General features: G+C 46.0%; 25 protein-coding genes and 2 other annotated features. Of the genes, 8 read left to right on the top strand and 17 right to left on the bottom strand.

Features of this window, described 5'->3' with window-relative positions; genetic code table 11:
* Positions 1-28: 28 nt before the first annotated feature.
* The 3 genes from AC58UU_RS12035 to garR form a co-directional block, all read right to left on the bottom strand.
* On the bottom strand, positions 29-862 hold the full coding sequence (locus AC58UU_RS12035; RefSeq protein WP_497315864.1) for a class II fructose-bisphosphate aldolase: 834 nt from the start codon (positions 860-862) through the stop codon (positions 29-31).
* Positions 863-963: 101 nt separating this feature from the next.
* Positions 964-2,394, bottom strand: a complete 1,431-nt coding sequence (locus tag AC58UU_RS12030; protein WP_497315862.1) for a four-carbon acid sugar kinase family protein — start codon at positions 2,392-2,394, stop codon at positions 964-966.
* 3 nt (positions 2,395-2,397) lie between these two features.
* Complete coding sequence (gene garR / locus AC58UU_RS12025) at positions 2,398-3,291, bottom strand: 2-hydroxy-3-oxopropionate reductase (protein ID WP_497315860.1); 894 nt, start codon at positions 3,289-3,291, stop codon at positions 2,398-2,400.
* Between the two features lie 305 nt (positions 3,292-3,596).
* On the opposite strand from garR, the gene AC58UU_RS12020 reads away from it, so the two are divergent.
* On the top strand, positions 3,597-4,217 hold the full coding sequence (locus tag AC58UU_RS12020; RefSeq protein ID WP_497315858.1) for a GntR family transcriptional regulator: 621 nt from the start codon (positions 3,597-3,599) through the stop codon (positions 4,215-4,217).
* 379 nt (positions 4,218-4,596) lie between these two features.
* On the opposite strand, the gene AC58UU_RS12015 is transcribed toward AC58UU_RS12020, so the two are convergent.
* The 8 genes from AC58UU_RS12015 to AC58UU_RS11980 all read right to left on the bottom strand — a co-directional run bounded on the left by AC58UU_RS12015 (position 4,597) and on the right by AC58UU_RS11980 (position 13,369).
* Positions 4,597-7,020 (bottom strand): hypothetical protein, encoded by a 2,424-nt coding sequence (locus tag AC58UU_RS12015; protein ID WP_497315856.1) that lies wholly within the window; start codon positions 7,018-7,020, stop codon positions 4,597-4,599.
* Between the two features lie 367 nt (positions 7,021-7,387).
* Positions 7,388-8,959 (bottom strand): 2-isopropylmalate synthase, encoded by a 1,572-nt coding sequence (locus AC58UU_RS12010; RefSeq protein ID WP_497315854.1) that lies wholly within the window; start codon positions 8,957-8,959, stop codon positions 7,388-7,390.
* Between the two features lie 243 nt (positions 8,960-9,202).
* Positions 9,203-9,472, bottom strand: a binding site (T-box leader).
* Positions 9,473-9,591: 119 nt separating this feature from the next.
* Positions 9,592-9,842, bottom strand: a binding site (T-box leader).
* Between the two features lie 74 nt (positions 9,843-9,916).
* Positions 9,917-10,975, bottom strand: a complete 1,059-nt coding sequence (gene tsaD / locus AC58UU_RS12005; protein WP_171691080.1) for a tRNA (adenosine(37)-N6)-threonylcarbamoyltransferase complex transferase subunit TsaD — start codon at positions 10,973-10,975, stop codon at positions 9,917-9,919.
* Between the two features lie 82 nt (positions 10,976-11,057).
* Positions 11,058-11,564: a ribosomal protein S18-alanine N-acetyltransferase gene (rimI, locus tag AC58UU_RS12000; RefSeq protein ID WP_200984466.1), complete on the bottom strand. Its 507-nt coding sequence runs from the start codon at positions 11,562-11,564 to the stop codon at positions 11,058-11,060.
* A complete protein-coding gene (tsaB, locus tag AC58UU_RS11995; protein WP_497315852.1) occupies positions 11,564-12,388 on the bottom strand; it encodes a tRNA (adenosine(37)-N6)-threonylcarbamoyltransferase complex dimerization subunit type 1 TsaB in 825 nt (274 codons plus the stop codon). The genes rimI and tsaB overlap by 1 nt, the downstream gene beginning before the upstream one ends.
* On the bottom strand, positions 12,385-12,867 hold the full coding sequence (gene tsaE / locus AC58UU_RS11990; RefSeq protein WP_497316237.1) for a tRNA (adenosine(37)-N6)-threonylcarbamoyltransferase complex ATPase subunit type 1 TsaE: 483 nt from the start codon (positions 12,865-12,867) through the stop codon (positions 12,385-12,387). Before tsaE ends, tsaB begins: the two co-directional genes overlap by 4 nt.
* Before the next feature lie 137 nt (positions 12,868-13,004).
* Positions 13,005-13,187 (bottom strand): H-type small acid-soluble spore protein, encoded by a 183-nt coding sequence (locus tag AC58UU_RS11985; RefSeq protein WP_497315850.1) that lies wholly within the window; start codon positions 13,185-13,187, stop codon positions 13,005-13,007.
* Complete coding sequence (locus AC58UU_RS11980; protein ID WP_171691062.1) at positions 13,184-13,369, bottom strand: hypothetical protein; 186 nt, start codon at positions 13,367-13,369, stop codon at positions 13,184-13,186. The genes AC58UU_RS11985 and AC58UU_RS11980 overlap by 4 nt, the downstream gene beginning before the upstream one ends.
* Before the next feature lie 161 nt (positions 13,370-13,530).
* On the opposite strand from AC58UU_RS11980, the gene ku reads away from it, so the two are divergent.
* Positions 13,531-14,400 (top strand): non-homologous end joining protein Ku, encoded by an 870-nt coding sequence (gene ku / locus AC58UU_RS11975; RefSeq protein WP_497315848.1) that lies wholly within the window; start codon positions 13,531-13,533, stop codon positions 14,398-14,400.
* 76 nt (positions 14,401-14,476) lie between these two features.
* Here ku and AC58UU_RS11970 read toward each other — a convergent pair whose 3' ends face one another.
* Together AC58UU_RS11970 and AC58UU_RS11965 are read right to left on the bottom strand one after the other, a co-directional pair.
* Complete coding sequence (locus tag AC58UU_RS11970; RefSeq protein ID WP_497315846.1) at positions 14,477-15,424, bottom strand: ATP-dependent DNA ligase; 948 nt, start codon at positions 15,422-15,424, stop codon at positions 14,477-14,479.
* 209 nt (positions 15,425-15,633) lie between these two features.
* The gene (locus AC58UU_RS11965) at positions 15,634-15,765 is read right to left on the bottom strand and encodes a hypothetical protein (protein WP_497315845.1); all 132 of its coding nucleotides are present in this window, start codon (positions 15,763-15,765) and stop codon (positions 15,634-15,636) included.
* Between the two features lie 199 nt (positions 15,766-15,964).
* Between AC58UU_RS11965 and AC58UU_RS11960 the strand changes: the two genes are divergently transcribed.
* Genes AC58UU_RS11960 through AC58UU_RS11940 form a run of 5 tightly spaced genes read left to right on the top strand, consistent with a single transcriptional unit; the run spans position 15,965 to position 18,936 of the window.
* Positions 15,965-16,237, top strand: a complete 273-nt coding sequence (locus AC58UU_RS11960; protein WP_497316235.1) for an ArsR/SmtB family transcription factor — start codon at positions 15,965-15,967, stop codon at positions 16,235-16,237.
* A 36-nt stretch (positions 16,238-16,273) separates the two neighbouring features.
* A complete protein-coding gene (locus AC58UU_RS11955; RefSeq protein WP_497316233.1) occupies positions 16,274-17,566 on the top strand; it encodes an arsenic transporter in 1,293 nt (430 codons plus the stop codon).
* A 24-nt stretch (positions 17,567-17,590) separates the two neighbouring features.
* A complete protein-coding gene (arsC, locus tag AC58UU_RS11950) occupies positions 17,591-18,013 on the top strand; it encodes an arsenate reductase (thioredoxin) (RefSeq protein WP_497315843.1) in 423 nt (140 codons plus the stop codon).
* 4 nt (positions 18,014-18,017) lie between these two features.
* Positions 18,018-18,488 (top strand): ArsI/CadI family heavy metal resistance metalloenzyme, encoded by a 471-nt coding sequence (locus AC58UU_RS11945; RefSeq protein WP_497316231.1) that lies wholly within the window; start codon positions 18,018-18,020, stop codon positions 18,486-18,488.
* 13 nt (positions 18,489-18,501) lie between these two features.
* On the top strand, positions 18,502-18,936 hold the full coding sequence (locus AC58UU_RS11940) for a protein-tyrosine phosphatase family protein (protein ID WP_497315841.1): 435 nt from the start codon (positions 18,502-18,504) through the stop codon (positions 18,934-18,936).
* Positions 18,937-19,009: 73 nt separating this feature from the next.
* On the opposite strand, the gene AC58UU_RS11935 is transcribed toward AC58UU_RS11940, so the two are convergent.
* Positions 19,010-20,287, bottom strand: coding sequence for an adenylosuccinate synthase (locus tag AC58UU_RS11935; RefSeq protein ID WP_497315839.1), 1,278 nt, complete (start codon positions 20,285-20,287; stop codon positions 19,010-19,012).
* Between the two features lie 126 nt (positions 20,288-20,413).
* On the opposite strand from AC58UU_RS11935, the gene AC58UU_RS11930 reads away from it, so the two are divergent.
* Positions 20,414-21,298, top strand: coding sequence for a LysR family transcriptional regulator (locus AC58UU_RS11930; RefSeq protein ID WP_497315837.1), 885 nt, complete (start codon positions 20,414-20,416; stop codon positions 21,296-21,298).
* A gap of 820 nt (positions 21,299-22,118) precedes the next feature.
* On the opposite strand, the gene mnmH is transcribed toward AC58UU_RS11930, so the two are convergent.
* The 3 genes from mnmH to AC58UU_RS11915 form a co-directional block, all read right to left on the bottom strand.
* On the bottom strand, positions 22,119-23,150 hold the full coding sequence (gene mnmH / locus AC58UU_RS11925; protein WP_497315835.1) for a tRNA 2-selenouridine(34) synthase MnmH: 1,032 nt from the start codon (positions 23,148-23,150) through the stop codon (positions 22,119-22,121).
* 15 nt (positions 23,151-23,165) lie between these two features.
* The gene (gene selD, locus AC58UU_RS11920; RefSeq protein ID WP_497315833.1) at positions 23,166-24,215 is read right to left on the bottom strand and encodes a selenide, water dikinase SelD; all 1,050 of its coding nucleotides are present in this window, start codon (positions 24,213-24,215) and stop codon (positions 23,166-23,168) included.
* 134 nt (positions 24,216-24,349) lie between these two features.
* Entirely contained in the window at positions 24,350-25,318 is a 969-nt protein-coding gene (locus AC58UU_RS11915) for a ring-cleaving dioxygenase (protein WP_497315831.1), read from the bottom strand.
* Positions 25,319-25,423 lie beyond the last annotated feature (105 nt).

The following is a 25,423-nucleotide window of genomic DNA, read 5'->3' as shown; positions in this document are numbered from 1 at the left end:
ATTTGTAAGCGATTACCAATTAAAGCACTTAGTTAGCAAATAATTTGACGAATTTAGTCATCACAGGCTCCATTGAAGCTTGCATATCTGACATTATTGAAGAAAGATGTACCATTGATTGATTATCAGACTGATTTTGCAAATAGCTAACTGCCGCCATCGACACTTCCGTGTTGACATTAATTTTGCATATGCCTCGTTTAATCGTTTGCCTGATCATTTCATCGGGTGTTCCAGAACCTCCGTGAAGGACAAGCGGGATATCAACAACACCACGAATTTTCTCCAACAGCGGAAGGTTAATATTAGGCTCCCCTTGATACATCCCGTGTACCGTGCCAATCGCGGCTGCCAAGAAATCCACCCCTGTTGCTGCGACGAATTCTTTCGCGGATTGAGGATCTGTCAGAGTTCCATCCCCTTCTTCTTCGTCCGAAAAAGCGCCTCTTGCCAAGGATCCAATCTCAGCTTCTACCGATACGCCTGCCTGATGAGCAAGGTCTACGATTTCTTTTGTCCGTAAAATATTTTCATTAAGGTCGTACTTGGAGCCGTCATACATCACCGATGTAAAACCATTCTCAATCGCCCTAATAGTAGATTCCTTCTCATAAGCGTGATCTAAATGAAGCGAAACAGGCACGCTAGCTTTGGAAGCTAATGCTCGAACCATCGCAGCAAATCCTTCAACATCTACCGTTGGAAAGTAGCGTTCTCCCAAGGCGATAATGACTGGCTGATGTTCATGTTCAGCAACCCGTATAGCCGCTTGAACGGTTTCTAGATTGAATACATTAAAAGCAGCCACAGCATAACTTTTTCTTTGAGCTTCTTTTAATACATCTTTGGTATTCACAAGCATTTTATAAGCCCCTTTAAGTTGAATTCGTTTTCATGACTGGCAATTTCATAAGAGCGTATACAACGCAAATATCAACACCGTGATATACGCCCCCATAAATGCTAGCCTTCAATTTTCAAAACAGTCTCAAGCAGCGTTGTATCGCTTCCTACGTTACCCGGAAACACGATATACGGAATGCCTGAGAATTTGGCTTCTTCACCCGTGAGCCAAACTGGAATACCCGCTGCTGCCTGTCCAATGACTCTCGCTTTGCGAATGCCAAGTCCTTTCGTCGCGACATCGCTTGAGGTGATTCCTCCTTTTGCAATGATGAATTTAGGAACGATATCCAAGGAACTCACAATTTGAACCAGTGATTCCGAAACGGTTTGGCTGATGGATAAATTTCCATCGGAGGTTTGGGCGGCAACTAGTTTGCGGCTGCTGAATACGACCACATTTTGCCCTCTGGCAATGTGTTCATTCACTTTCGAAATGAGACGCTTCGATTCATCTGCCTTTTCGGCCGGGTTTAATATTTTATTTACATCCATTTCCAAAGAAATAATGTCCGTACCTGCAAGCAATTGTTCCAATTGGCGTGTTGTCTTTTGCACATGAGAGCCGACCACCACAAGACCTCCGTGTGATTCTTTTCCTTTGGCCATTAGCTTTTCTTTCGGCAAAATATCTTGATCTGCGATGCCCCCGTACGATTTCACAAAAGAGGCTGCCGTACGAAAGATAAACTTTTTACCTTTTATCTCAGCTTGCAATAGCCCTAAGGAAAGCACATCAAGATCTGCGTAAGATAAGCAATCCACGATGACCGGCAAATTTCCCTCAACCTTCAAAAGCATTTCTTCCACTGCATCCGGTCCGCGGCGCACCTGTTCAAGCGTAATCACAATGCAATCTTCTGGCTTGATTCGTCCGTTCGTTTTTTCTGCAACCCACTGCGTTAAATCACTATGCTCATAACCAAAGACTTTATCTCTAGCAAACTCCGTCTCGTGAACAGGAAGCAGCGCGTCGCCTTCTTTGAGGTAGTGGGTACTGTGATAAGTCATACGACCTGCTTCAAAAAAAGCTGGGATAATCAAATGCCCATCATAATCAAGCCCTGTCATTCGGCGAATCTCATCAGTTAGCGTATCGGTTTCCACTGGATAATACCCGCGCAATGTAGAATCGCCTCTGCTGACGAAGACGAAGTCGATTCCCGTTTCACTTGCTACAGCCTGTACATTTTGAGCGATTTCACGGTTGATTCGTTCCGCTTCGGCCGCTTGATAAGCGCGTGTGTTGGTTAATATATAGAAAACTGTTTCCGGATTATTGAAAGCTTCACGCAATAATTCCTTGTCCCACTGAGTCAATACGTCGATGTCGTGTATGGTTTGTACACCTGTCGGATCATCGTCCAGCACAATAATCTTCTTGTTGCGGGATTGATTGATTTGCTTGATTTGCCCACGAAGATCGCTGCCTTTCCATTCCGGAGGCAATTGCGATTCGAGGAATGAGACACTTATTGTGCTCTTACTCATTTCTTACGACCTCCTTACTTCAACGTTTGCAAGTTTTTCATAATACTGAACAATACCGCCATGATCATGACTGGCTTTGCCATCGACTTTCAACGCGTGGAAAATTTCAAGCAGCTGGCTGGATAGCGGCAGTGGAACACCAATTGCGTGCGCTGTTTCCATGACATTGGTAATATCCTTAAGGTTAATATCGATTCTGCCTCCGGCAACGAAATTTCTATCGAGGATTAACGGAACTTTTGCATCCAATACAGCGCTTCCAGCAAGCCCACCTCTGATCGCCTGATACATTTTATCGATATCAATTCCGGCTTTTGCAGCCAAAACAAGCGCTTCCGACATAGCCGCAATATTGAGATTTACGATAATTTGATTGGCTAATTTAGCCGTAGAGCCACATCCGTTTCCGCCTACTAAGGTAACAGCGCTTCCCATGCTGAAAAGCACATCTTTCACGCTTTCATAAACTTCTTCCTTACCGCCTACCATAATGGCCAATGTGCCATCTACAGCTTTCGGTTCTCCTCCGCTTACAGGCGCATCCAACATTTCAATCCCTTGTTTAGCCAGCTCACTAGCAATTTCATTGGATACTACGGGAGAGATGGAACTCATATCAATCACTATTGTTCCTTCTTTTGCACCTTTATGAATGCCATTTCCTCCAAAAATAACGCCTTTGACAATGTTCGCATTCGGAAGCATGGTGATAATAACGTCACTATTCTCCGCTACCTCTTGAGGAGTTGCAGCAGCAATACCACCGGACATAACAACTTGCTCCACAGCCTCTTTATTTAAATCAGTGACGGTTACCTGATACCCGGCCTTCAAAAGATTGATTGACATCGGTTTCCCCATAATGCCTAATCCAACAAAGCCAATTTTTTTACTCATTTCTATTCCTCCTATTGATTACGCTTTCACATGTCTGCCTCATAGCTACTCATGAATGTTTTGACGAACATGTGTTTATGATAAAAATCAAAGCTTGAATTCCGTAACAGCATGCAACGGGTTAACATGTAATGCAACACCGAAATGTATTCAATATATTTATGAATTGTATACAATTTTGTTCATTTCGGATACGAATATCTTAATATTATTTTAATAAAAGTACTAGTCTATACTTTCTCGAAAAAAAGTTGTATAGTAAATCTTTTAGTTTAAGATTTTGGACCTGCGAAGAGGTGGACAATTTGGCCAAGAACAATGAAAAATCTCGTCCTGCTTACAACCAATCCTATGAAATTATTCGTGATATGATCTTACAAGGCGATATTCCGCGCGGAACCAAAATTGTCGAGGAAAAGCTTGCTTCTGAATTAGGAGTTAGCCGGACCCCGATACGTGAATCCATACGTAAATTGGAGCAAGAAGGACTTATAGCAAATAAAATGGTCATTAATCCTTCTGAGAAGGATTTGAGAAATACGTTTCAAGTACGTATGCTGTTAGAAGGATCCTCTGCTCGAAGTGCTGCGACTTATCTTCCCGAAAGCGAGTTACAGTCTCTTCTTGAGTGTGTGAGAATTGGCCGAACAGGGGCATTGGAAGACATTATGAAGGCCAATGAGAAATTTCACGAGATCATCGTACAGGCAAGTAACAATCCGTTCATGATTGATATCATTGATCGTATGCAGTCCATCATCTATCTTTTTCGTCGTACCGTTGTCTACTACAACCGGCCCTTCTTAATTGATGAACATGAGAATATCTATGAGGCCATTAAAGCAAGAGATGGCGACCAAGCAGAAGCTTTGATGAAACAACATTTACAAGCGGATTTAGATTTTTGTTTGCACTTAATCTGCTAATCAATCATTGTAAAAGACCTGAGGCTTTGCCTCAGGTCTTTTTGTCTATTGCATACTTTTCGTGTATGGGGAGAGATTGGGTATAGGGTTCCGGACGCTTCTTGAAATCCAAAACTTAACCTTTTATGTTAAATAAGAGTCTCTGGAGACTCTTATTGCCCACCATTAGCCAATTTTTGTCGAAATAGAAGCTTCTGGGGGCTCTTATTTGCGAGGAATGCTCCGTATGCGCTGTGTTCGGCATCAAATAAGAGTCTCTGGAGACTCTTATTGCCCATCATTAGCCACTTTTTGTTGAAATAGAAGCTTCTGGAGGCTCTTATTTTCAAATGTGTGAGCACTTACTCCGGCCGATCCAATGAGATTTTCAATGAAGACGTTAAGAAGCTTCGAGTTCCTTAAGTCGCAGAAGCTGCATCGGTACAGCGACAAAGATGATTAACGTCGCTGCTGCAACAATGCCGGAGTCGTTAAGCAGTAGCGCTGCGATGGCTCCGATCATATTGGCCGAGAACCCGTACATCCAGTACGGGTATTTGTGCTGCCACAAACGAAGTCGACCGCGGGGACGGATCACAAGTACAGCCATCACGATGAGGCTGGTGATGAGCACTTTGCTCCACACGGATGCACGAAGCAAGTGCACGTTCATCCGCAGCTTACGCTCGATCAGCTGTCCGATCTGATCGAAGTGCCCGGCGTGCAGCGCGTGAAACGCACGCCCGACATGGCTCTCCCGCGCGAATGCCGCGGGAGAATCGGCGCTGTTGAGCAGCCACAGCGCCCCAAGCCCTAGCGCGAGCAGCGCCGACAGCAGGGCTGCGCCCCTGCCTAGGCGCAGCTCGCGCCAGCGTTCGCCGGCGAAGCAATGCGCGCCGGCTACGCCGAAGGCGACCGCGGCGCTCAAGGCGCCGCCCGCGTTCGCGCCGAGTGACGGTGCCGCCAGGCACCCTGCCACGAGCAAGAACGCCCCGCATGCGAGCAGCGCTGCGGTAGGAGAAGCCGCCGCGACTCCGAGGCGCGGCGATGCCTCCATCTTCCCGCTCCCATTAAGGAGCGGCTCATCCCCACCAAACCCGCGCAGCGCGGGCTGCCCACCCCCATGACGGCGCTGCAAAACCGCCGTCACGCCAAGCACGAGGGCGCCGATCAAGACGCCCATGTACTCATTCCCGATGCCGTAGTAGCGGGCGCCGATCATCGGATCATATCCCAGAATGGAATACTTCATGGCATGAGCCCCTGTACTGCCATCGAGCGTTATGATCAGCGCGTTCCCAAGACCAAGCCAGATCATGGCTGTGGATAAGCGGCATTTTTCCATAACAGCAGAAATTAGCAGCGTGCACACAATAAAAATGGCAGTCAGCACCCCCATCGTTCCTTCTATCCCTATTTTTGTTGTCAGAGGAACAACCAACCAGCCCATCAACAACATGATAGCAGGCGCCGTGGGCAGCGAGAAAAGCAGCGTACGCACACTCCTGCGCCAAGGTAACGCCCTCCCTTCGAGATATCCAGGGTCTGCCTGTCTTTTTTTAATCCACAGACCATACATCAAACTCAAGAGCAATACGAGCATTTCATAAGTAACAAATGGATATAGCAGCAGCGGCCTACTGCGGTAAATCATCTGCATGCTGCTCTGTTCCCTGGCAAGTTCAGCAAGAACGTCATTTTTCCCCATATAGGATAAAGGAATACCCATCAGCCCACTCGGCACTGGGATATTGAACTCTTTTAGCAGCGAACTTGTGAAATCTTGCGCCGTGACTACACCTTCCCTGCGAGTAGATTCCGAAACTAATATTGCTCCTCTGCTGTCGTTCGTGTAATGAAGGATAGGAGATAAATAGGCTTTGGCTCTAGCCGCCTCACTATTCACTTCTGGAGAGAAAATCCACAAGCTTTCCTCCTCCGTCATTCCTGCTACGACTTGCCCTAGCCATTGATCCATTTCCCTCAATACTTGCCCTTTCAACTGCGTGAAACGTTCCTCGTTGTAATGCTCTTTATCCATGTAAAGTCTGTACAAATCACCTAATTCGATTAGTGTAATGCCGGGCAGCTTCCTTTTTTCCCACAAAGAACGTAATTGTACATAATTAGTACTAACACCGTACGGTCTATCCGCAACCTCAGTTATGACATCATCTCCGAGTGCACCTTTGTCCACAAAGCCACTAGAATCCATCAGCATGAGCGGGCTATAGCGCCGCAATTTCTTTTCTTCGATGCCTGATCTCTTCCCTAAATCACTGCTTCCCAACACGGCACGAAAAACACCATACTCCTTCAACAGTTCCCCTAGGATACCTGTTCCATATGCTTGATTCTCATTAGCCCGCTGCAGCAACGTGATGTCAGGCACTAGTACTCCGTCAGCTTCAATCGGCTTTTCTTCCTGGCAGCAGCCTGTGTAACGATTCATAAGTTCAGAAAAACGAATACCATGCCTTGTTTCTTTTGCTGCAAAAGCCTGCACTTCTGCGATTCCTACGGAAGGTGCTCCTGCTCCCAACGAGACATACACGTCTCTCATCGTTCGGCTCGATGTACGAATGTTCATAGCCCCAACTGCACTTAACTCCGTCAGTCGCCGTAAATGGGGGAGCCCCACAAGTTGATCGGGTCGGAGCTCCACGAACGATAAACCCGGTATCGAAATCACCGTTACCTGCTTGGACTTTACTTCGTTGTGGATGGATTGTTCGATACCGGCTTCGATTCCCTCCGCGCTTGTGGACAACTCTAACAATAAAGTTAAGATACCCACAAATATTCCCGCTATTTTTATTTTCATGTGTATTCACCCACTGTTTTTGCTTTTAGCATTTTCATCCAAGTGAAAAGCTATCCAATGCCGGATTGTTCCGATAATTTAAAGTAGGCTGATTTTATGTCCAAAAACTTATCCACATCGTTATCCACAAAAAAAGAGAGGCAAAATCCGCCTCTCCCTGCGATATTCCTTCGTTTTCCACAATCTTATCCACATTGTCCACAAAAAATTGTGAAAAAGTTATTCTTCTCCGTATTCTTTTAAAATCGTTGGTAACCGTGGGTTTGCTCTAGTTATGCACATTGTACACAGGGTATGTGAATAACTTTGCACACAAGCTGTGTATATATCTAAGTTTTCTTACAATTTAATATTGTTCAGTCGTTTATCACGCCGTAGTGGCTTCAGTTGGAGCCGATACGCTATTTTGCATACGAATGGCTTGGTTGCAGGCTGAGATAAAAGCTTTCGCTACCGCAACAAGCACATCCTGATCTATGCCAGTATTTTTGTAAGTTTGGCCGCCCACTGAGATGGTGACTTCCGCTTCTCCAGTGGCTTTTTCACCTGTGGATAACGAATGAAGCTCCAGATCGGAGAAATCCACAGCCATCGGAATCGCTTGTCTAAGGCACTGCACGATTGCTTCAATCGGTCCTTCACCTGTCCCCGAGTACACATTTTCAACACCTGTTTGATTGTTCTTTACCGAAACGGAAGCAACCCGATTGCGATCACTACTAGAAACGACCTGCATATGTGTCAGAGTAAATGGCTCCATTTGCCCATCAACAGTAGAACCTACAAGTTCCATGAGCTGGTCGTCGGTCACCATTTTCTGATCATCTGCTTTTTCTTTGAATCTGGTGTACAGTGTATCCAGTTCTTCTCCCGTAAGCTCAATGCCAAATTGTCCGACGCGATGTTTAAGCGCGTGACGTCCCGAATGCTTGCCAAGGATGATCATGGACCGTGGAATGCCCAGCTTTTCAGGATCCATAATTTCGTACGTATTACGATTTTTCAGCAGCCCATCTTGATGGATACCTGCTTCGTGCTGGAAGGCATTACGGCCGACAATCGGCTTATTGTACGCAATGGGGAAGCCCATGATGCGACTGACCATTTTGGATGTGTTGAAAATTTCACTGGCTACGATCCCTGTTTCCACACCCATGGTTTGCTTACGTGTCTCAATAGCCATAACGAGTTCTTCGAGAGAACAGTTACCTGCTCGTTCCCCTACACCATTAACGGTTACTTCCACATGTGTGACCCCTGCAGCTATAGCCGCAAGGCTGTTTGCAACCGCAAGACCCAAATCATTATGGCAATGCGCGCTGTACTCCACGGTATCGCCGCCTCTTACACTTTGGCGCACTCTACGGAACATTGCTCCGTATTCTTCCGGCAGCGCGTAGCCTACTGTGTCAGGGATGTTTAGGATCGTTGCTCCCTCAGCAATGACCGCCTCGAGTACTTCAAAAAGGAATTCGTCCCCTGTTCGCGTTGCGTCCATCGGTGAGAATTCGATCCGATCAACGAATTGCTTCGTATAGGCGACCATGGAGCGAGCCATCTCTACCACCTGTTGACGGGATTTGCGCAGTTGGAAATCCAGATGGATGTCCGACGAGGACAGGAACATGTGAATGCGCCTTGAAGCAGCATCCTGTGTGGCTTTCACCGCTGAGTCAATATCCGCTTTAACAGCGCGGGCGAAGCCGCAAATCTCAATGCTCTGCAGTTCACGTGATATTTGCTGCACCGCCTGAAAATCGCCAGGACTTGATATCGGGAAGCCCGGCTCAATGGTATCCACACCCATTTTCGCAAGCTGCCTTGCGATACGAATCTTTTCTTCCGGATATAGTGAGGCTCCTGGCGCTTGTTCGCCATCTCTTAGTGTCGTGTCAAAAATGCGAATACGTCGATTGTTGTTAGTGTTGTTGATTTCCATGGTTATTCCTCCTCAAGGTTGGGCCAGACCTGCTGGCGATTATCTTTTATGTTTGAAAATGAAAATGAATCGTGCTACGACTGACTTATGTGTCTCCACGCTACTTTAGTGCTGTTTTTCATCGCTAATATAAGTGGTTGGGGTTTTTCTGTGACTTTAGTGATGTTTTTCATCGTTTCAGTGACTTGCTGAGATAAGTCATTCAGCCACCTCAAAAACAACAAAAAGACCCGTCATCTCCACATAAGAGACGACGGGTCTTCACCCAGCGCGGTACCACTCTTGTTGGCTCCAAGTCACGGAGCCCACCTCAGACATAGCGCAGCAAAACTAGCTGCTGCTCAATGTCACCCGATCACGGAGGTCATCCGTTCATCCCTAACAGCATTTGATTTGCTGATCAGGATGACCGCTTCCAAGCGAGTTCGGGGCATTCACGGTCTGCGTTGCATCAACCCGCAGCTTTCTGTACCGTACAAGTGAGCCCTTACTACTCTTGTTCATCGCGTTTTTGTGTATGTTTTCCTTACTACTCTTGTTCATTGCCTTGTTATATGTTCATATTCCTTCTTCGCATTTGTTCATGTTTCGCTTCAAGTTTCAGAACAACCAAAAAAGCCTGCCATCTCTATAAAAGAGACGACAGGCTTGAACCTTCCGCGGTACCACTCTAATTGATCCGAGCTGTTACACTCGAAACCACTCATGTACCTGATCACGGGGGTCAACCGTCAAGACCTACTTGGGTGCTGGATCCTTGGCATCCTTATCAGTCTTACCGCTCCCGGGCGAGTTCAGGTACCGTTTCGTCTGTGCTTTCACCAAGCGCACAGCTCTCTGAGCGAAACTGATGTTCCTTACTAATCCCGTTCGTTGCGTTTGAAAGTATTGATTGTGATTATAATATGCAGCTTTGGCAAAGTCAATACAGTTGTCAGAAAATTTATTTTATTGCTCTTACCACTCTTCAAGCTTGAGCTGAGGCTCTGCCTTCAGTTCCATGGAGTCGAATTCTTGCTTGTCCCACTTGAGGAAAGCGGCTGCGCCTATCATCGCAGCGTTGTCTGTGCAGAGGCCTAGCGGCGGCACGAGCAGCGGCACATTCAGCTGCTCGCAGCGCTCGGCGAGCCTGCTGCGCAGACCTTTGTTCGCGGCGACACCGCCCGCGAGCAGCAGCTGCTTCGCGCCGTATTCACGCACGGCGCGGTCAGCCTTCTCCACAAGCACGTCGATGACGGAGGCTTGGAAGCCCTTGGCAATCTGCGCGACTTGAACGGCCTCGCCGCGCATCTTGCTTTGGTTGACGACGTTCAGCACAGCGGATTTCAATCCGCTGAAGCTGAAGTCGTAAGAGTCAGCCTCGAGCCACGAGCGAGGCATCTTGATCTCGGATTCGGCTTCCTGCGCAAGCCGATCCACGTGCGGTCCGCCCGGGTAAGGCAAGCCCATCGCCCGCGCGATTTTGTCGTAGGCCTCGCCAGCCGCATCATCGCGCGTTCGCCCGATGATGCGGAATTGGCCCGGCCCCTCCATCAGAATCAACTCGGTGTGTCCGCCGGACACAACGAGCGAGATCAATGGATACTCGAGCTCATGCACAAGTTGATTCGCATAAATATGTCCCGCAATATGGTGAACACCAATCAGCGGCAGATCTAAGGCACAGGCTAGCGCTTTGCCCGCAACGACGCCTACTAAAAGGGCCCCGATTAATCCGGGTCCCTCGGTTACGGCAATCGCGGACAGCTCCTGCAGCGATACGCCCGCTTTTTCGACGGCTTCCTCCAGCATCCATGTGATCGACTCCACATGCTTACGGGAAGCCACCTCCGGCACCACACCGCCATAGCGTTGGTGGGTTTCGATCTGGCTGGAAATCACATTGGAACGAATGATTTTACCATTTTCGACAATGGCTACGGAAGTTTCGTCACAGCTCGTTTCGATGGCCAAAATATAAACCGGCTTCGTGACGGGAGCTTCTTTTTGCTGTTGTCCTGTTTCACCCTTTTGCACACCTGTATCTATCTGTTGTTCCGCTTCACTCTTTTGCTCTTGCCCTACTTCTCTAGTCAAATTCGTCACCTATCCGAAAGCCTCAATCCCCGAGACTATCCTTTCTTCTCTTAGGCAAGTCCGCCCACATAATGACAGCATCCTCGCGATTATCCGTGTAATACCCTCTACGTACGCCAACAGAGCGGAATCCGACTTTTTCGTACAAATTTTGCGCAACATAGTTCGAGGCCCGAACCTCAAGTGTCATCCGAATAGCCCCTAAGAAAGCAGCTGTTTTCATCAGCTCCCGAAGTAAACGTTCCCCTAGCTTACGTCCTCTATACGTATCCCGAACTGCCACATTCGTGACATGCGCCTCTTCCATAATGAGCCACATGCCGCCATACCCAGCAACCTCGCCTTCGATATCCATAATCATATAATGAGCGAACTGATTGTTCGTTAATTCATTCTCGAAAGCACCTTTTGTCCAAGGTGTCGTGAACGCTTCTTGCTCGATTTCACAAATAAAAGGGATGTCTTCCATTCGCATGGAACGGAACACCAACGAGTTTTCAGTTGTTTGCGGTTGTCGCTGTTCCATCATCAATGATCCCCTTTCTTCGTCTTAATCCCTGCCAATAAATTGGCTTCGGCTTCCGGAAGTCTGGTGTAATTGGGGACAAATGTATGCACATCTGCCTTCTCCCCTTTAGCCAGTCTCGGATAGGCTAGCCTCCCGATATATTCGGCTTCAATGCCATAGGAAAGGACACGAACGACTCCTTCCCAATTCCGCGCAAATTGCTCCAGTTCATCTTTAAAGCCTTCGGTTTCACCCACAAACAGAATCTCTTGGGGCCTTTGTCCTTGCATAGATGAGGCTGCTTGCTTAACGATTTGCTCCGTCCAAGATCCAATAACACGAATGCCATCAGGCAGTACTTCTTGCCAGCTTGCTTCTAGCTCTCCATTAGCTGTCATGGGGGAAGCACCCTCGTAAGCATAGACTGCTGTAAAAGCCTGCTTTCTCCTGCCATCCATAAGCGGAACCACCCAAGTTGGCCCATTTCCGGTCGCGCTCTGCTCCTTCATAGCACCACCAAGTGCCATTGCTTCTAAGCTGGACACACCAATGAGATCCAGACTTAACGACCATGCGAATGTTTTGGCAACAGACACGGCAATACGAACCCCTGTATAGGAACCGGGGCCTTGACCCACAGCGACCGATTGAAGGTCCTTGGGTTTGAGATGTAAACTCGCAAGCAAATCTTGAATATGGGGAAGAAGCCCGATCGAGTGATTCCGTTCAGCGTAGGAGCTGACCTCGCCCAGCATATTTCCATTTTCCAAAATAGCAACTGTCATTGCAGATGTTGAGGTGTCGATGGCCAAGCATCGTCCTAAATTCATTGTCCGTTCTGTCATTGTAAATGTCCGTTCTCCTTCATTTGTACACACCAGCTCTGATACGGGGCTCCGTGCGGAGTCAGGTGAAATACTCTGGTTTGATCATCCTGATGGGCGATCGTGATGGCTAGTCTCTCTGGCGGCAGAAGATCATCAATTAAGCTTGACCATTCGATCAGCGTAACGCCTGCTCCATAAAAATAATCGTCGAGCCCTAATTCATCCGCTTCCTCTTGGGAAATGCGGTACATATCCATATGGTAGAAAGGAAGCTCGGCTCCCTCGTATTCTTTGATAATGGTAAATGTAGGTGAGTTGACGATTTCGGTAATTCCCATCGCTCTGGCGAACCCTTGCGAAAACCTCGTTTTTCCCGCACCCAGATCGCCATCTAGTGTAAAGACGGTGCCAGGCTGCAAATAGGCGGCCAGCAATCTCCCTAGTTTATCGGTATCTTCCTCATGCCTGGAGTTATACGTAAATGTGGATTGAGGCAAGTAGATCTCATCCCTTTCTTTCCGTTTGCGCGTGCTGCTCCTATTATAGTCCTCGCTAGTAGGCAACATCAACTCTCTAATTGAAAAAGCCCGCCCCGAGATAGCTCGGAGCAGGCTTTGCTGTTCTTTCACATCCACTAATGGACCTCTTCTAACTCTTGAACCGCCACTACCCGAGAATCGGCCGGGTTTTCTTCCGCATGAACTTTGGCAACTGCTTTGCCGGTATCCACACTGTCGATCCAGACAGGGAGGCCATTTAACTCGACGTGAATCTTCTCATCTGCGGCTATAATTTCTTGAGCGCGATGAATGTTCATGGCTCATCCAATACGGATTCCGGATGATCCATCGTATCCGTTGTCGAGGATTCGATTAATCCGTTGTGCATGGTGACGTTACCGCCTCCCAAGCCTTCGTTAATCATGCGATCAATGTCCATAAAATGGTCATCTTGCCCTTGATTATCTGTATCTTGGGATGCATTTGAATCTTGTGCCATCCGTGAATCCCTCCTTAGCATAGATTAGCTTCATGGTAATCAACTTTCGTTTTTAACGTACCCACTCTCAAGGCCATCTATTCTCTTAAATTCCTACCGTATAAAGCCATTAAATCAAGAGAATACTAGTACAATCACGATTACCCAGGAGGAATCACGAGATGCATACGGTTTGGAAAGGTGCTATTAGCTTCGGACTTGTTCATGTACCTGTGAAAATGTTCTCGGCTACGGAAGATAAGGATATCTCCATGCGTTATATACATAAAACTTGTATTACACCACTCTCTTATGTGCGTAAATGCCAGACTTGTGAGAAGGAAGTAGAGTGGGAGGAAATTTCCAAAGGATACGAGTATGAACCTGGACGTTTCGTTATTTTTGAGAAAGATGAATTGGAAAATATCTCGGGTGAAGCGAATAAGGAGATCAAGATTCTGGATTTCGTCAACTTGACAGATATTGATCCGGTTTATTTTCAAAAGACTTACTATCTTGGACCTGGAGATACAGGGTCTGGCGCCTATCATTTGCTGCTGGATTCCATGCGTCAAACCGGTAAAATCGGCATCGCCAAAGTCTCGATCCGTTCCAAAAGCTCACTAGCCGCCATTCGAGTTATTGAGAACTGCCTCGCTATGGAAACTATTTTTTACCCGGATGAGATTCGACCGATTTCTCAAGTTCCCAACCTTCCCGAGAAAGTCACTGTGAACGAGCGTGAAATGGAAATGGCGAAGATGCTCATCAGCCAGCTATCGACACCTTTTGAACCTGAGAAATATAAAGATGAGTACCGCGGTCGCTTGCTCGAAGCAATCGAGCATAAGGTAGCTGGAGAAGAAGTTCAATCGGCGCCTGCACTGCAGAAAACGAGCGTTATCGATCTCATGGCCGCGCTGCAAGCGAGTCTTGACGCCACGAAATCGACGGATGATAAAGTAGCGCTAGGCGAGGACGCCAGTGTAACTGAGGTCAAGAAGCCGAAAGCTAAACCGAGAGCCAAAAAAGTCAAAGAACCAGTAACGTGAAGGTGAATAGGACACAAATAAAGCGCTGATTCTTGATTTTCAAGGATTAGCGCTTTTGCTTTGTTCATTTGTTCATCTACATATTCTGTGCGAAGGTACAATCCGCTAGATCCATTTGAACAAAGGCTTGAATGCTGGGATGCCTCATCGTTCCGTGGGGAGTCCATTCAAGAAATTGGATTTTCACCGTTAACTTGGGTTGGGTCCAAATGGCTTCTTTACTCCGTTCAGGCTCGTTAATAAATGGCTTTTGAGGCGTCGTCATCGGTTCAACGATCTTCGTTAATTGACGCCAATCTTCCCTGCTAAGTTTCCCAGTGCCAGCGTGACCTATATAGATAAAACGGCCTTCTTTGTCGTATAACCCTAGCAATATCGCATTGACAACTCCCGCCCTAGTCGTTACCCCGCCAATCACAGCAAATAGGTCGCGGAAAATCTTCTTCTTCACCCAACGGCTGTCTTTTCCCCCAATGGCATAAGTACTCTTGAGGTCCTTACATACAACTCCCTCCATGCCGTGCTCCTTCATAACATCGAAGAGTTTGTTTCCGTCCGCAATGTTTTGCGTAATCTGAAATTGGGGCAAGGGGGTAATCACTTCATGGAGTATCTTTTGTCTCTCTGATAATGGCTTATCCACGACCCACTTGTCATTGTACATGAGGATATCAAAAATCATATAAGTAATGGGCGTCTGCATGATCGCTCTATCGATGCTTTGGCTTTTTCGTAAAGATTCCCTCTTCATAATCTCGTGAAAGGCAGGCTTCTTTTGATCAAATGCTATGATTTCCCCGTCTAAGATGACGGAAGAAGCCGAACAATATGTTTTTATTTCTAGCAGCTCGGGGTACTGCTTGGTACGGTCATTACATCTGCGATTCACTAAACGAACGTCATTGCCATCAAAATAGGTTAGCATTCTGACGCCGTCCCATTTAATCTGGGCCACCCAATTATCGGATGTTGGAATCGTTTCCGTGCTGATCGGCTCGAAAGGAAATACGGGCGTAAGTTCCATGTTGTTCTCCCATGTTTGATATGTTCTCTTCATTGTTGCCATTATTAAAAAAGAACAAACCAACTATACTAGCTGCCTAGACGATCAATGTTTGCTCCAACCCAAGTTCGCCCCAAAACATGTTGTACTTTGTACAACAATAAGCAAGCAAATCCACGTTATTTTTAGAATTGTTGCAAAAAATACACCATTTACTCCTAAAAGTAGCCTCATAGCATGAAATATGGCTGAATTGTTGTACAACGCACAACATCTACAGCTTGATGAGAAGAAACGAAAGAAATTGTTGTACGCTGTACAACTTTCGCCCATAAGCCGATAAAAGCTAGCTTCACAAACATCCAATTCATCCTCCTTCCATAAAACAGAACAAACACTCACCCCATCATATAATTAAGTAATTATATAAGCATTGACAAATGAATAGCTAATTGAGAAAATGACAAAGAAATTTCTTGTACTTTACGCCTTACGAAGGAGTGTGCAGCTTTGGTAGAAATAGAAAAAGTCGCGGACGTTTGCAAGCTGTTGGGGGATAAAATGCGGCTCACGATTCTCTCGCTTCTTAAGGAACGCGAGCTTTGCGTGTGCGAAATTGTGGAAATCATGAACACCAGCCAGCCTAATGTGAGCCAACATATGCGGAAATTGAAGGACGGCGGCTTGGTTAAGGAAGCCAAGAAGGGGCAATGGGTCTATTATTCGTTAAACATTGACGATAAGCCCTATTTGCATGTATTATTTCAATATTTGCCTTCTCAAAAAGAAAAGGTAGATCTCATATCTTGCGAACAGCTCAATTGCTGCGACTAGCAGATATTTACTATTTAGGAGGTTTAAGTGGAACACATGGTTTACTTAGCACTTATCATCTTTTTACTTACACTGACCTTCGTTATTTGGCAGCCTCGAGGGCTGAATATTGGATGGTCCGCATCGGCAGGTGCCATTCTGGCACTCCTCTTTCAGGTTGTTTCTCTGAATGATGTCGTTACTGTGACAGGCATTGTGTGGAATGCGACTTTGACTTTTGTCGCCATTATTCTGATCTCCCTCATCTTGGACAACATTGGATTCTTTGAATGGTCTGCCCTTCATATGGCACGAATTGCCAAAGGGAACGGGAAAGTCATGTTCGTCTATGTCATCCTGCTCGGGGCCGCTGTTGCTGCATTTTTCTCCAATGATGGCGCCGCGCTAATTCTAACGCCAATTGTTCTAGCTATGGTTCGTGCCTTGAAATTTCCAGATAAAATGATTCTGCCGTTCATTATGGCCAGTGGTTTTATTGCAGATACGACATCCTTTCCTTTCGTTGTGAGCAACTTGGTGAACATCGTATCGGCTGACTTTTTCGGTATTGATTTTGTCACCTATGCTAGCCGAATGTTCGTTACAAGTCTTTTCTCATTAGCTGCAAGTTTGCTAGTGCTGTTCCTTTATTTTAGAAAAGACATTCCTCAAAACTACGATGTCACTCAGCTTAAGCGCCCTTCTGATGCGATTAAGGATATTCAGCTATTCCGATTATCTTGGGTCATTCTTGGGATCCTATTAGCTGCTTACCTAATCAGTGGGTTTATTAAAATTCCTGTTTCCATCATAGCCGGGGTCGCTGCACTAAACTTCATTCTGATTGCCCGATCGAGCAAGGTGATCGAAACCAAAAAAATCATCAAAGATGCGCCATGGGCTGTCGTCATTTTTTCAATCGGCATGTACGTAGTTGTTTATGGATTAAAGAACGCTGGCTTAACCAATGCTCTTGGAGAACTAATTGACACCATTTCAAGACAAGGCTTGTTCGCTGCCACCATAGGGATGGGCTTCCTGGCCGCTATACTTTCCTCGGTTATGAATAACATGCCTACGGTTATGATTGATGCGCTAGCGATCCAGGGCACTCAAACAGAGGGAATCATTCGTGAAGCTCTCATCTATGCCAATGTCATCGGCTCCGATTTAGGGCCTAAAATTACCCCAATCGGCTCGCTGGCGACTTTATTATGGCTCCATGTATTATCCAAAAAAGGTGTGAAAATCACCTGGGGGTACTATTTTAAAACAGGCATCATCCTTACGATCCCAACTTTGTTAATCACGTTAATTGGTCTGTACCTATGGTTAAACGTAGTTTCATAATCAACCTATAAGGAGATGTCCACGATGGACAAAAAAATCGTATATTTTCTATGCACGGGAAATTCTTGCCGGAGTCAAATCGCAGATGGTTATTTGAAAGCTTTGGGCAGCGACAAATATGAAGTGAAGAGTGCCGGTCTGGAAGCCCACGGTCTAAACCCAAGAGCGGTTGCCACGATGAAGGAAGATGGCATTGATATCTCGAATCATACCTCTGATGTGATTGACCCTGACATTTTGAGTCAAGCGGATTACATCATTACATTGTGCGGTCATGCTAATGACAATTGCCCTGTTGTACGTAATGATAAAGCTGAAAGATGGCACTGGGGCTTCGATGATCCGGCAAAAGCAACGGGAACCGAAGAAGAAATTACAGCCAAATTCCGCGAGGTTCGCGATGCCATTAAAGCTCGTATTACACAGTTCGCAAAAGAAGGTAACTAAGATGATCAAAAGAATGCACGTTGCAGTCAATTGCTCTGATCTTCACAAGTCGTTAGATTTTTACCGCGCTTTCTTCGGCGCCGAGCCGACGAAAGTCAAAGACAACTACGCGAAATTCGAGCTTGAAAGTCCCGCTCTTCACTTCTCTTTGAATGTAAGGTCGTTCGAAAAAAACGGCGTTCTTAATCATTTGGGATTTCAAGTGGATAACACGGAAGATGTACTGCAGATGGGTGAGCGTCTGAGACAAAGTGGCCTACTTCTTACCGACGAAATGAACACGACCTGCTGTTATGCTGTTCAAGATAAGGTTTGGGTATATGATCCCGACGGCAACGCTTGGGAAATCTTTTATACCAAGGAAGATTCCGATTTTGAATCCGCGGGGGAGCCTATGGATGCCTCATTATGCTGTGCTCCACCGTCCGCGCCTGTAAAGGCAAGCATAGAATTCACACCATTTAAGAAAAAATAAGGAGGGCGTATCCATGCCGAAAAATTATCAAGCCTTAATCGAAGATAAAATCTACTTTGGCGGTGCTTCTGACGTAGAAGACATGGTAAAGAACGAGAATGTTGAAGTGATTGTTGATCTACGTGGAGAAGCCACGGAGTGTGCTTTCCCAGCTGGTAACGTCGAATGGATTCAAGTCCCCCTTGGAGACAACGCAGAAGGACCACAGGATCAGCTTTTCCAGAAAGCAATCGATCACGTTGTAGAGGCTTATAAAAGTGGCAAAAAGGTTGGTTTCCACTGTGGCGGAGGCAAAGGCCGTACCGGCGCTGTGGCTATTGGCACTTTGATAACACTGGGCAAAAGCCAGACCATCGAAGAAGCGGAGAAAATCGCTCAAAGCATTCGCCCAGTTGTGAATGTTAGAGCCCCTCAACGTGAGGCTCTTGAGAAACTATTTAATAGATAAACCATACAAACTAGACCCCTGAGCAATTATTAGTTGCTTAGAGGCCTAGTTTTTTACTATTCCTTAACGCTATTTATCTTTCGATAATTTGTTCGCGTTTCGGTCCTATGGAGACCCAGCGAATAGGTACACCAATTAGTTTTTCAATGTGAAGTACATAATTTTGAGCTTCAATAGGGAGATCGTTAAAGGTACGAATATGTGAAATATCACACTTCCAACCCGGTAGTTTTTCATAGACAGGCTCTGCTTGCTGTAATTGTGAGGTATGCGGGAAATCCATGCTAATCTCATTTTGAATACGATAAGCGTTACATATTGGAATCTCCTCAAGATAACCCAGCACATCTAGATTGGTTAGGGCAACCTCAGTTGCGCCCTGCAGTTGACAGCCATACTTGGTCGCAACGGCATCGAACCATCCTACGCGCCTTGGCCTGCCGGTTGTTGCACCGAATTCTCCAGCATCCCCGCCACGCGTGCGTAACTCATGGGCGGCCTCGGCATGAATTTCTGATACAAATGGCCCTTCGCCGACACAGCTTGAGTAAGCCTTCGTTACAGCGACAACTTTCTTGATGGCATATGGAGGAACTCCTGCCCCAACAGCAGCGTATCCAGCCAATGTGGATGAAGATGTCGTATAAGGATAAATACCATGGTCAGGATCTCGCAACGCTCCTAATTGTCCCTCAACTAATACCGATTGTCCTTTTGCTAATGCTTCTTGCAGCAATGTTGTCGTATTGCATACAAATGGCTGAATGAATGCCGCTTGCTTCTGCACTTCATCAACAAGTTGATCTACATCCAGCTGAGCCTTTTTATATAAATGTGTGAGAAGTATATTTTTGGACTCCAATGCCCTAGTTAACTTTGATCTTAGATGACTTTCATCAAATAATTCCGATACTTGTATGCCAAGCTTCGCATATTTATCCGCATAGAATGGCGAAATCCCTTGCTTGGTGGATCCAAACTTCCTATCCCCTAAACGTTCCTCCTCCAACTCATCGAATAGAATGTGATAAGGAAGCACGACTTGCGCACGTTCAGAAATACATATCTTAGGCTCAGGTACGCCTCGCTTCACTAATTCCTGAAATTCACTTTGGAGCTTACTCATATTTAAGGCAACACCTGGTCCAATTACGTTCGTGGTTCCAGGATAGAACACTCCTGAAGGCAGCATATGCAGCGCAAATTTTCCATAGTCGTTAATAATCGTATGCCCTGCATTGCTCCCTCCTTGGTACCTAACTACAAACTGGGAATGAACGGCTAGCACATCTGTTAATTTCCCCTTGCCTTCGTCGCCCCAATTCGCTCCCACAATAGCTGTAATCGTCATCTTAAGATCAACCTCCCATTGAAATAACTCCATACAACTAAGTATAATGACAATGTTCATATTAAAAAAATTAATATTACTAATAATAGATATTAACAGTATTGATGTCACGGAGGTGAACGTACTATGATTCACAATATGGAACTATATCAAGTCTTCTATATCACGGCAAAAGCGGGAAGTCTCTCTAAGGCAGCTGATGAACTATTTGTTACACAACCAGCTGTTACGCATTCGATTAAACAATTGGAGGCAAAACTGGGTGGGCAATTATTTTTCCGCACATCTCGAGGAGTGACATTAACAACAGAGGGTCGTGAGCTTTTCACCTATATTGAGCAGGCTTATCATTTTATTCTTAATGGTGAAAGAAAGATTACGGAGATGCATCAACTTACGCACGGAGAGGTGAAAATTGGAGCTGGTGATACGCTTTGTAAACATTTTCTTTTACCGCATCTTAAGCAGTTTCACGAATCGTTCCCTAAAGTTAAGATACAAGTAACAAACCGAACAACAACGGAGACCATTACTTTGCTAAAAGAGGGGAAAATAGACCTTGGTATCGTCAATCTCCCTATTTCTGACCCTCATATTTCCATTCAGGAAAGCATAGTCATTCATGACTGCTTCTTAACAGGGGCAGCGTACAAGCAGCTTGCAGAGACACCCATTTCACTTCAGAGGTTGCTCGAGTATCCGATTATCCTTCTTGAAAAAGGCAGCAGCACTCGTGCCTACTTAGATCATTTTGCTGAAGGGCATGGTTTATCCATGAAGCCAGAGATTGAGCTTGGGAGTGTTGATTTACTAATTGAATTTGCTAGAAATGGCTTCGGTATTGCTTGCGGTATTAGAGAGTTTGTCAATCAAGAGTTATTGGACGAAACGTTGTATGAAATTCAGTTAACAACACCTATCCCAGCCAGAAAAGTTGGTATTATTAAATTAAAGAGCACACCCCTTTCTGCTGCTGCGACTCATGTATATGATACTTTAAGACAAATGTGAAGAAACCTCTATCGAGGCCATTCAAAGATAGGCGACTGCGTTTAATAAGGAGAGACTTTGGTCTCCAACCAAAGATCCCTCTATAAGGTTTTATCGCCAATAATAGCTCAAATCTCATCAGATAAGGCCCTCTCGTTCCACTAATTCAATGTTTAACTCATTTCATCCACTTTAGCGGCTTGTCGTTCCGTTAAGAACAACTATGACCAAAAAACGCGAAAACCGAGCTTTCAGTGAGTCCTCTCCGAGCCGACAGAGTCTGAGAAGCTGATAATCGACTTCTCAGCAGACCATCCTGCGTTTCTGTTCTGAATAAGCGCGGAAAACGCGCTTATTCTGGAGCGCACGAACCAATAAGCGCGAAAACCACGCTTTCAGTGAGTCCTCGCCGAGCCAACAGAGTCTGAGAAGCCGGAAATCGACTTCTCAGCAGACCATCCTGCGCCTCTGTTCTGAATAAGCGCGGAAAACGCACTTATTCTGGAGCGCACGAACCAATAAGCGCGTTTTCCGCGCTTTCAGTGAGTCCTCGCCGAGCCGACAGAGTCTGAGAAGCCGGAAATCGACTTCTCAGCAGACCATCCTGCGCCTCTGTTCTGAATAAGCGCGGAAAACGCGCTTATTCTGGAGCGCACGAATAAAAAAGGAGTAAGCTATGCTTACCCCTGACCCTAAACATATAAATTCTGCTATGACCAAAAAGGACCTCCCCCTATTGGCAGAAGTCCTTATGGATACGTGTAACCATCTTTAAGCTAGATACCCCTCAAGGTTTATAACCCTTTTGGGACAGCCCCTCTTTTCCTTGCCATAGCCGTTTCTAAAGCTCCGATAAATACTTTTTCACAGCCTCTACAGCTTCTTTCCTATTTCCAGCCTTGATAACGACCCGGTCTTGTTCATATTGCTTCATCGCATGCTCATAGCGCGGGTCATAGTAATGCAACAGTAGCAGCCTGACGGCGTTCTCATAGTGCTGTTCTTGAAGATTTGTCTCAATTTCTTTGGCTATTGGGGTATGGATGCGGTCTTTAATATGCTTAAACGCGTGTAAAATATCCGGCTGATGTTCGAAAGGTTTATAATCCTCAATAATATGCTGAACACGTTCTTCGATGGGCATTTCGATAAAAATCTGCTTAGCAGCTTCTTTTTTTTGAACGAGAAACTCGGGAAGTACAACTTTACCTATTCGCTTGCTTTCTCCCTCTATTAAAACGTAAGGCGCTGACTCAAGCTTCAATAGTTGTCCGACGAGTAAGGATTCAAACGTCTTTTGGTTATGCGATTTCAAGCCAATTTCTCCAAAAATGGAGCCTCTATGACCCGCCATCCCTTCAAAATCCAAGACAGGATAGCCTTCTTCAAGAAGACTGCGCAAAATCGCTGTTTTTCCAGTTCCCGTGTTTCCCAGAATAACGTGGGCAGGAGGCTTAAAATCTCCAAGCTGCTCTAGTGTACTTACAACCCACTTCCGATAGGCCCGAATACCTCCGGTCAGCCTATAAACCCGAATGCCCATTAGCGACAAAACGGTTGCTGTTGTTTTACTTCTCATCCCGCCGCGCCAGCAGAAAACGACCTTCGGTTCCTTGATTTGCTCGAAAGTCTTCACAAAAGCGGGCAGCTTCGCTGAAACGATCTCAAGCCCTCTATCCTTCGCTGCTTGCACGCTCACTTGCTTATAGAGGGTACCTATCTCGGCACGCTCTGCATCCTCAAATATGGGAATATTCAAGCTGCCGGGGAATGTGCCATCTTCAAATTCGGAAGAGGAACGAACGTCGATCGGAATGATCTCTTTTTTATGTTGCAGGGTTAGTAATTCTTCGATGGTGATATCTTGAAACAATGGATTTTCGCTCCTTTAAAGTACAACAATACGTCCAGGATGTTCTGCGGTGATTTCACCAATTAAGCTCGCTTCTACACCTGCATCCTTCAGTTTGCAAAGTAATTCATCAGCCTGCTCTCCATCTACAGAGATGAGGAGACCACCTGAGGTGACCGCGTCGCATAAAATCCATTGGCCAATTTGATCCAACGCTTCAGTAAATGTGATCGATTCCTGTACATGAGCGAAGTTGTTCTTGGTGCCTCCAGGAACGAATCCCTCTTCTGCAAGCTCTCGGACCCGCGGCAAAACAGGTACATCTTGCGCAGTAATGCGAATACCCACGCCGCTACCTTTGGCCATTTCCAGAGAATGTCCCATTAAACCAAAGCCCGTCACATCTGTGCAGGCATGAACGTTATAAGGCTCCATCGTTTCCGCTGCCGTCTTATTCAGCGTTGCCATCACCTGCGTGACTCGCTGAATTTCTTCATCACTTAGTCGATCCTTTTTGATCGAGGTTGTCAGAATACCGACACCAATCGGCTTCGTTAAAATCAATTTATCTCCGGGCTTAGCTCCTGCATTGGTACGAATTTTCCCTGGGTGAACTAATCCCGTGACGGCGAGTCCAAACTTCGGCTCGTTATCATCAATGGAATGACCACCTACTAGTGTAATTCCTGCTTCCTGCATTTTATCCCCAGCGCCACGCAAAATATCGGCAAGCACTTGCTTGGGAAGCGTTTTAATCGGAAAAGCTACAATGTTTAATGCCGTTAATGGCTTACCGCCCATCGCATAAATATCACTGATGGCATTCGCCGCAGCTACTTGTCCGAATGAATAGGGATCGTCAACGATCGGAGTGAAGAAATCTACGGTTTGAACGAGAGCAAGCTCTTCACTTAATTTATAAACACCAGCATCATCGCTAGTATCTATCCCAACCAGAAGATTGGGGTTGGCAACTGTAGGCGGTAAAGATTTTATCACTTGAGAAAGATCCCCCGGACCGATTTTGCATCCGCATCCACCTTTCGTGGAGTAAGAGGTTAGTTTAATTTTATCCCCTGTCGTCATCTGGCATCTATCCCTTCATCATTTTCACTCTATGTATGTATCCATGATAACCGATTTGACTCCAATCATAAAATAAAACGAACATCTCTAATCCGTGAGCTGAATCACAGAGCAGAAATGTTCGTTTTTGGTCATCAACGTTTCGTATGCAGCGACTTCAAGTTTGCTTCAATGGAAACACGTTGGTTCTCTAAGAATGGTGGAAGGGAAAGAGATTCGCCCAACGTCTCAAGGGGTTCATCCGTAGCAAAGCCCGGACCATCGGTGGCTAGTTCAAAGAGAATGCCATTCGGCTCGCGAAAGTACAAAGAACGGAAATAAAATCGTTCTACAAACCCTGAGTTAGGTAATCCAGCTTGGTTAAGGATCTCAGCCCAAGCCAGGAGTTCTTCCTTGTCTTCAATACGGAAAGCTACGTGATGAATGCCGCCACTGCCTTGACTTGCAACCGACAGATCGCTGCGCGGCTCGACTTGCACTTCGGCCCCTGACCCACCTTCGCCTACCTGCATGACAATGATATCTTCTTGTCCTTTAGTAAGTGCGGGAATGCGTTCTTTCTCAGTGAAGCCTAGTATGCGAAGTGCTTCCAATGTGAATTCCGGATTCCGTACGGTCAGCAGCACTGGGCCTAGTCCGATAATACCGTATGAGACAGGAACCGGGCTTTTTTCCCACGGCTTTCCGGCCTTAACACCTGTATTATTTTCATCGGAAACGATGGCTAGCTGCTGACCTTCCGGATCCTCGAAAAAAATGACTTTGCGTCCCGCAAAATCCTCCACAGGGGAGTACTTTACACCAAGTTCCTTGAATCGCTCTACCCAATATGAAAGCGCATCGTCATTCGCTACACGAAGGGATGTACCTGAAATACTGCCTACTCCTAAGACATTAGGCCCAACTCCCGGAAAATCAAAGAAGGTGAGTTCTGTTCCCGGATTCCCCTTTTCATCCCCATAAAATAAATGATAAGCCGTTGTATCATCTTGATTGACTGTTTTCTTGACAAGCCGCATGCCAAGCACCTCGGTGTAGAACTGGAAATTCGCTGCTGCATCCCCTGTCATCGCGGTTACATGATGAATACCTTTTACGTTCAAATCTATCCGTCCTCTCTACAAATGCTCAGACCTCTGATCAAACACAACAAGTAGTTTAACCTTTATCTATTCGTAGTATGAACTTGGTTAGATGATGGAAATAGT

The sequence above is a fragment of the Paenibacillus sp. JT22N1 genome, from assembly GCF_059692155.1.
Note: the sequence above shows the minus strand (reverse complement) of the source record. Positions and strands in the feature narration are given on the sequence as shown.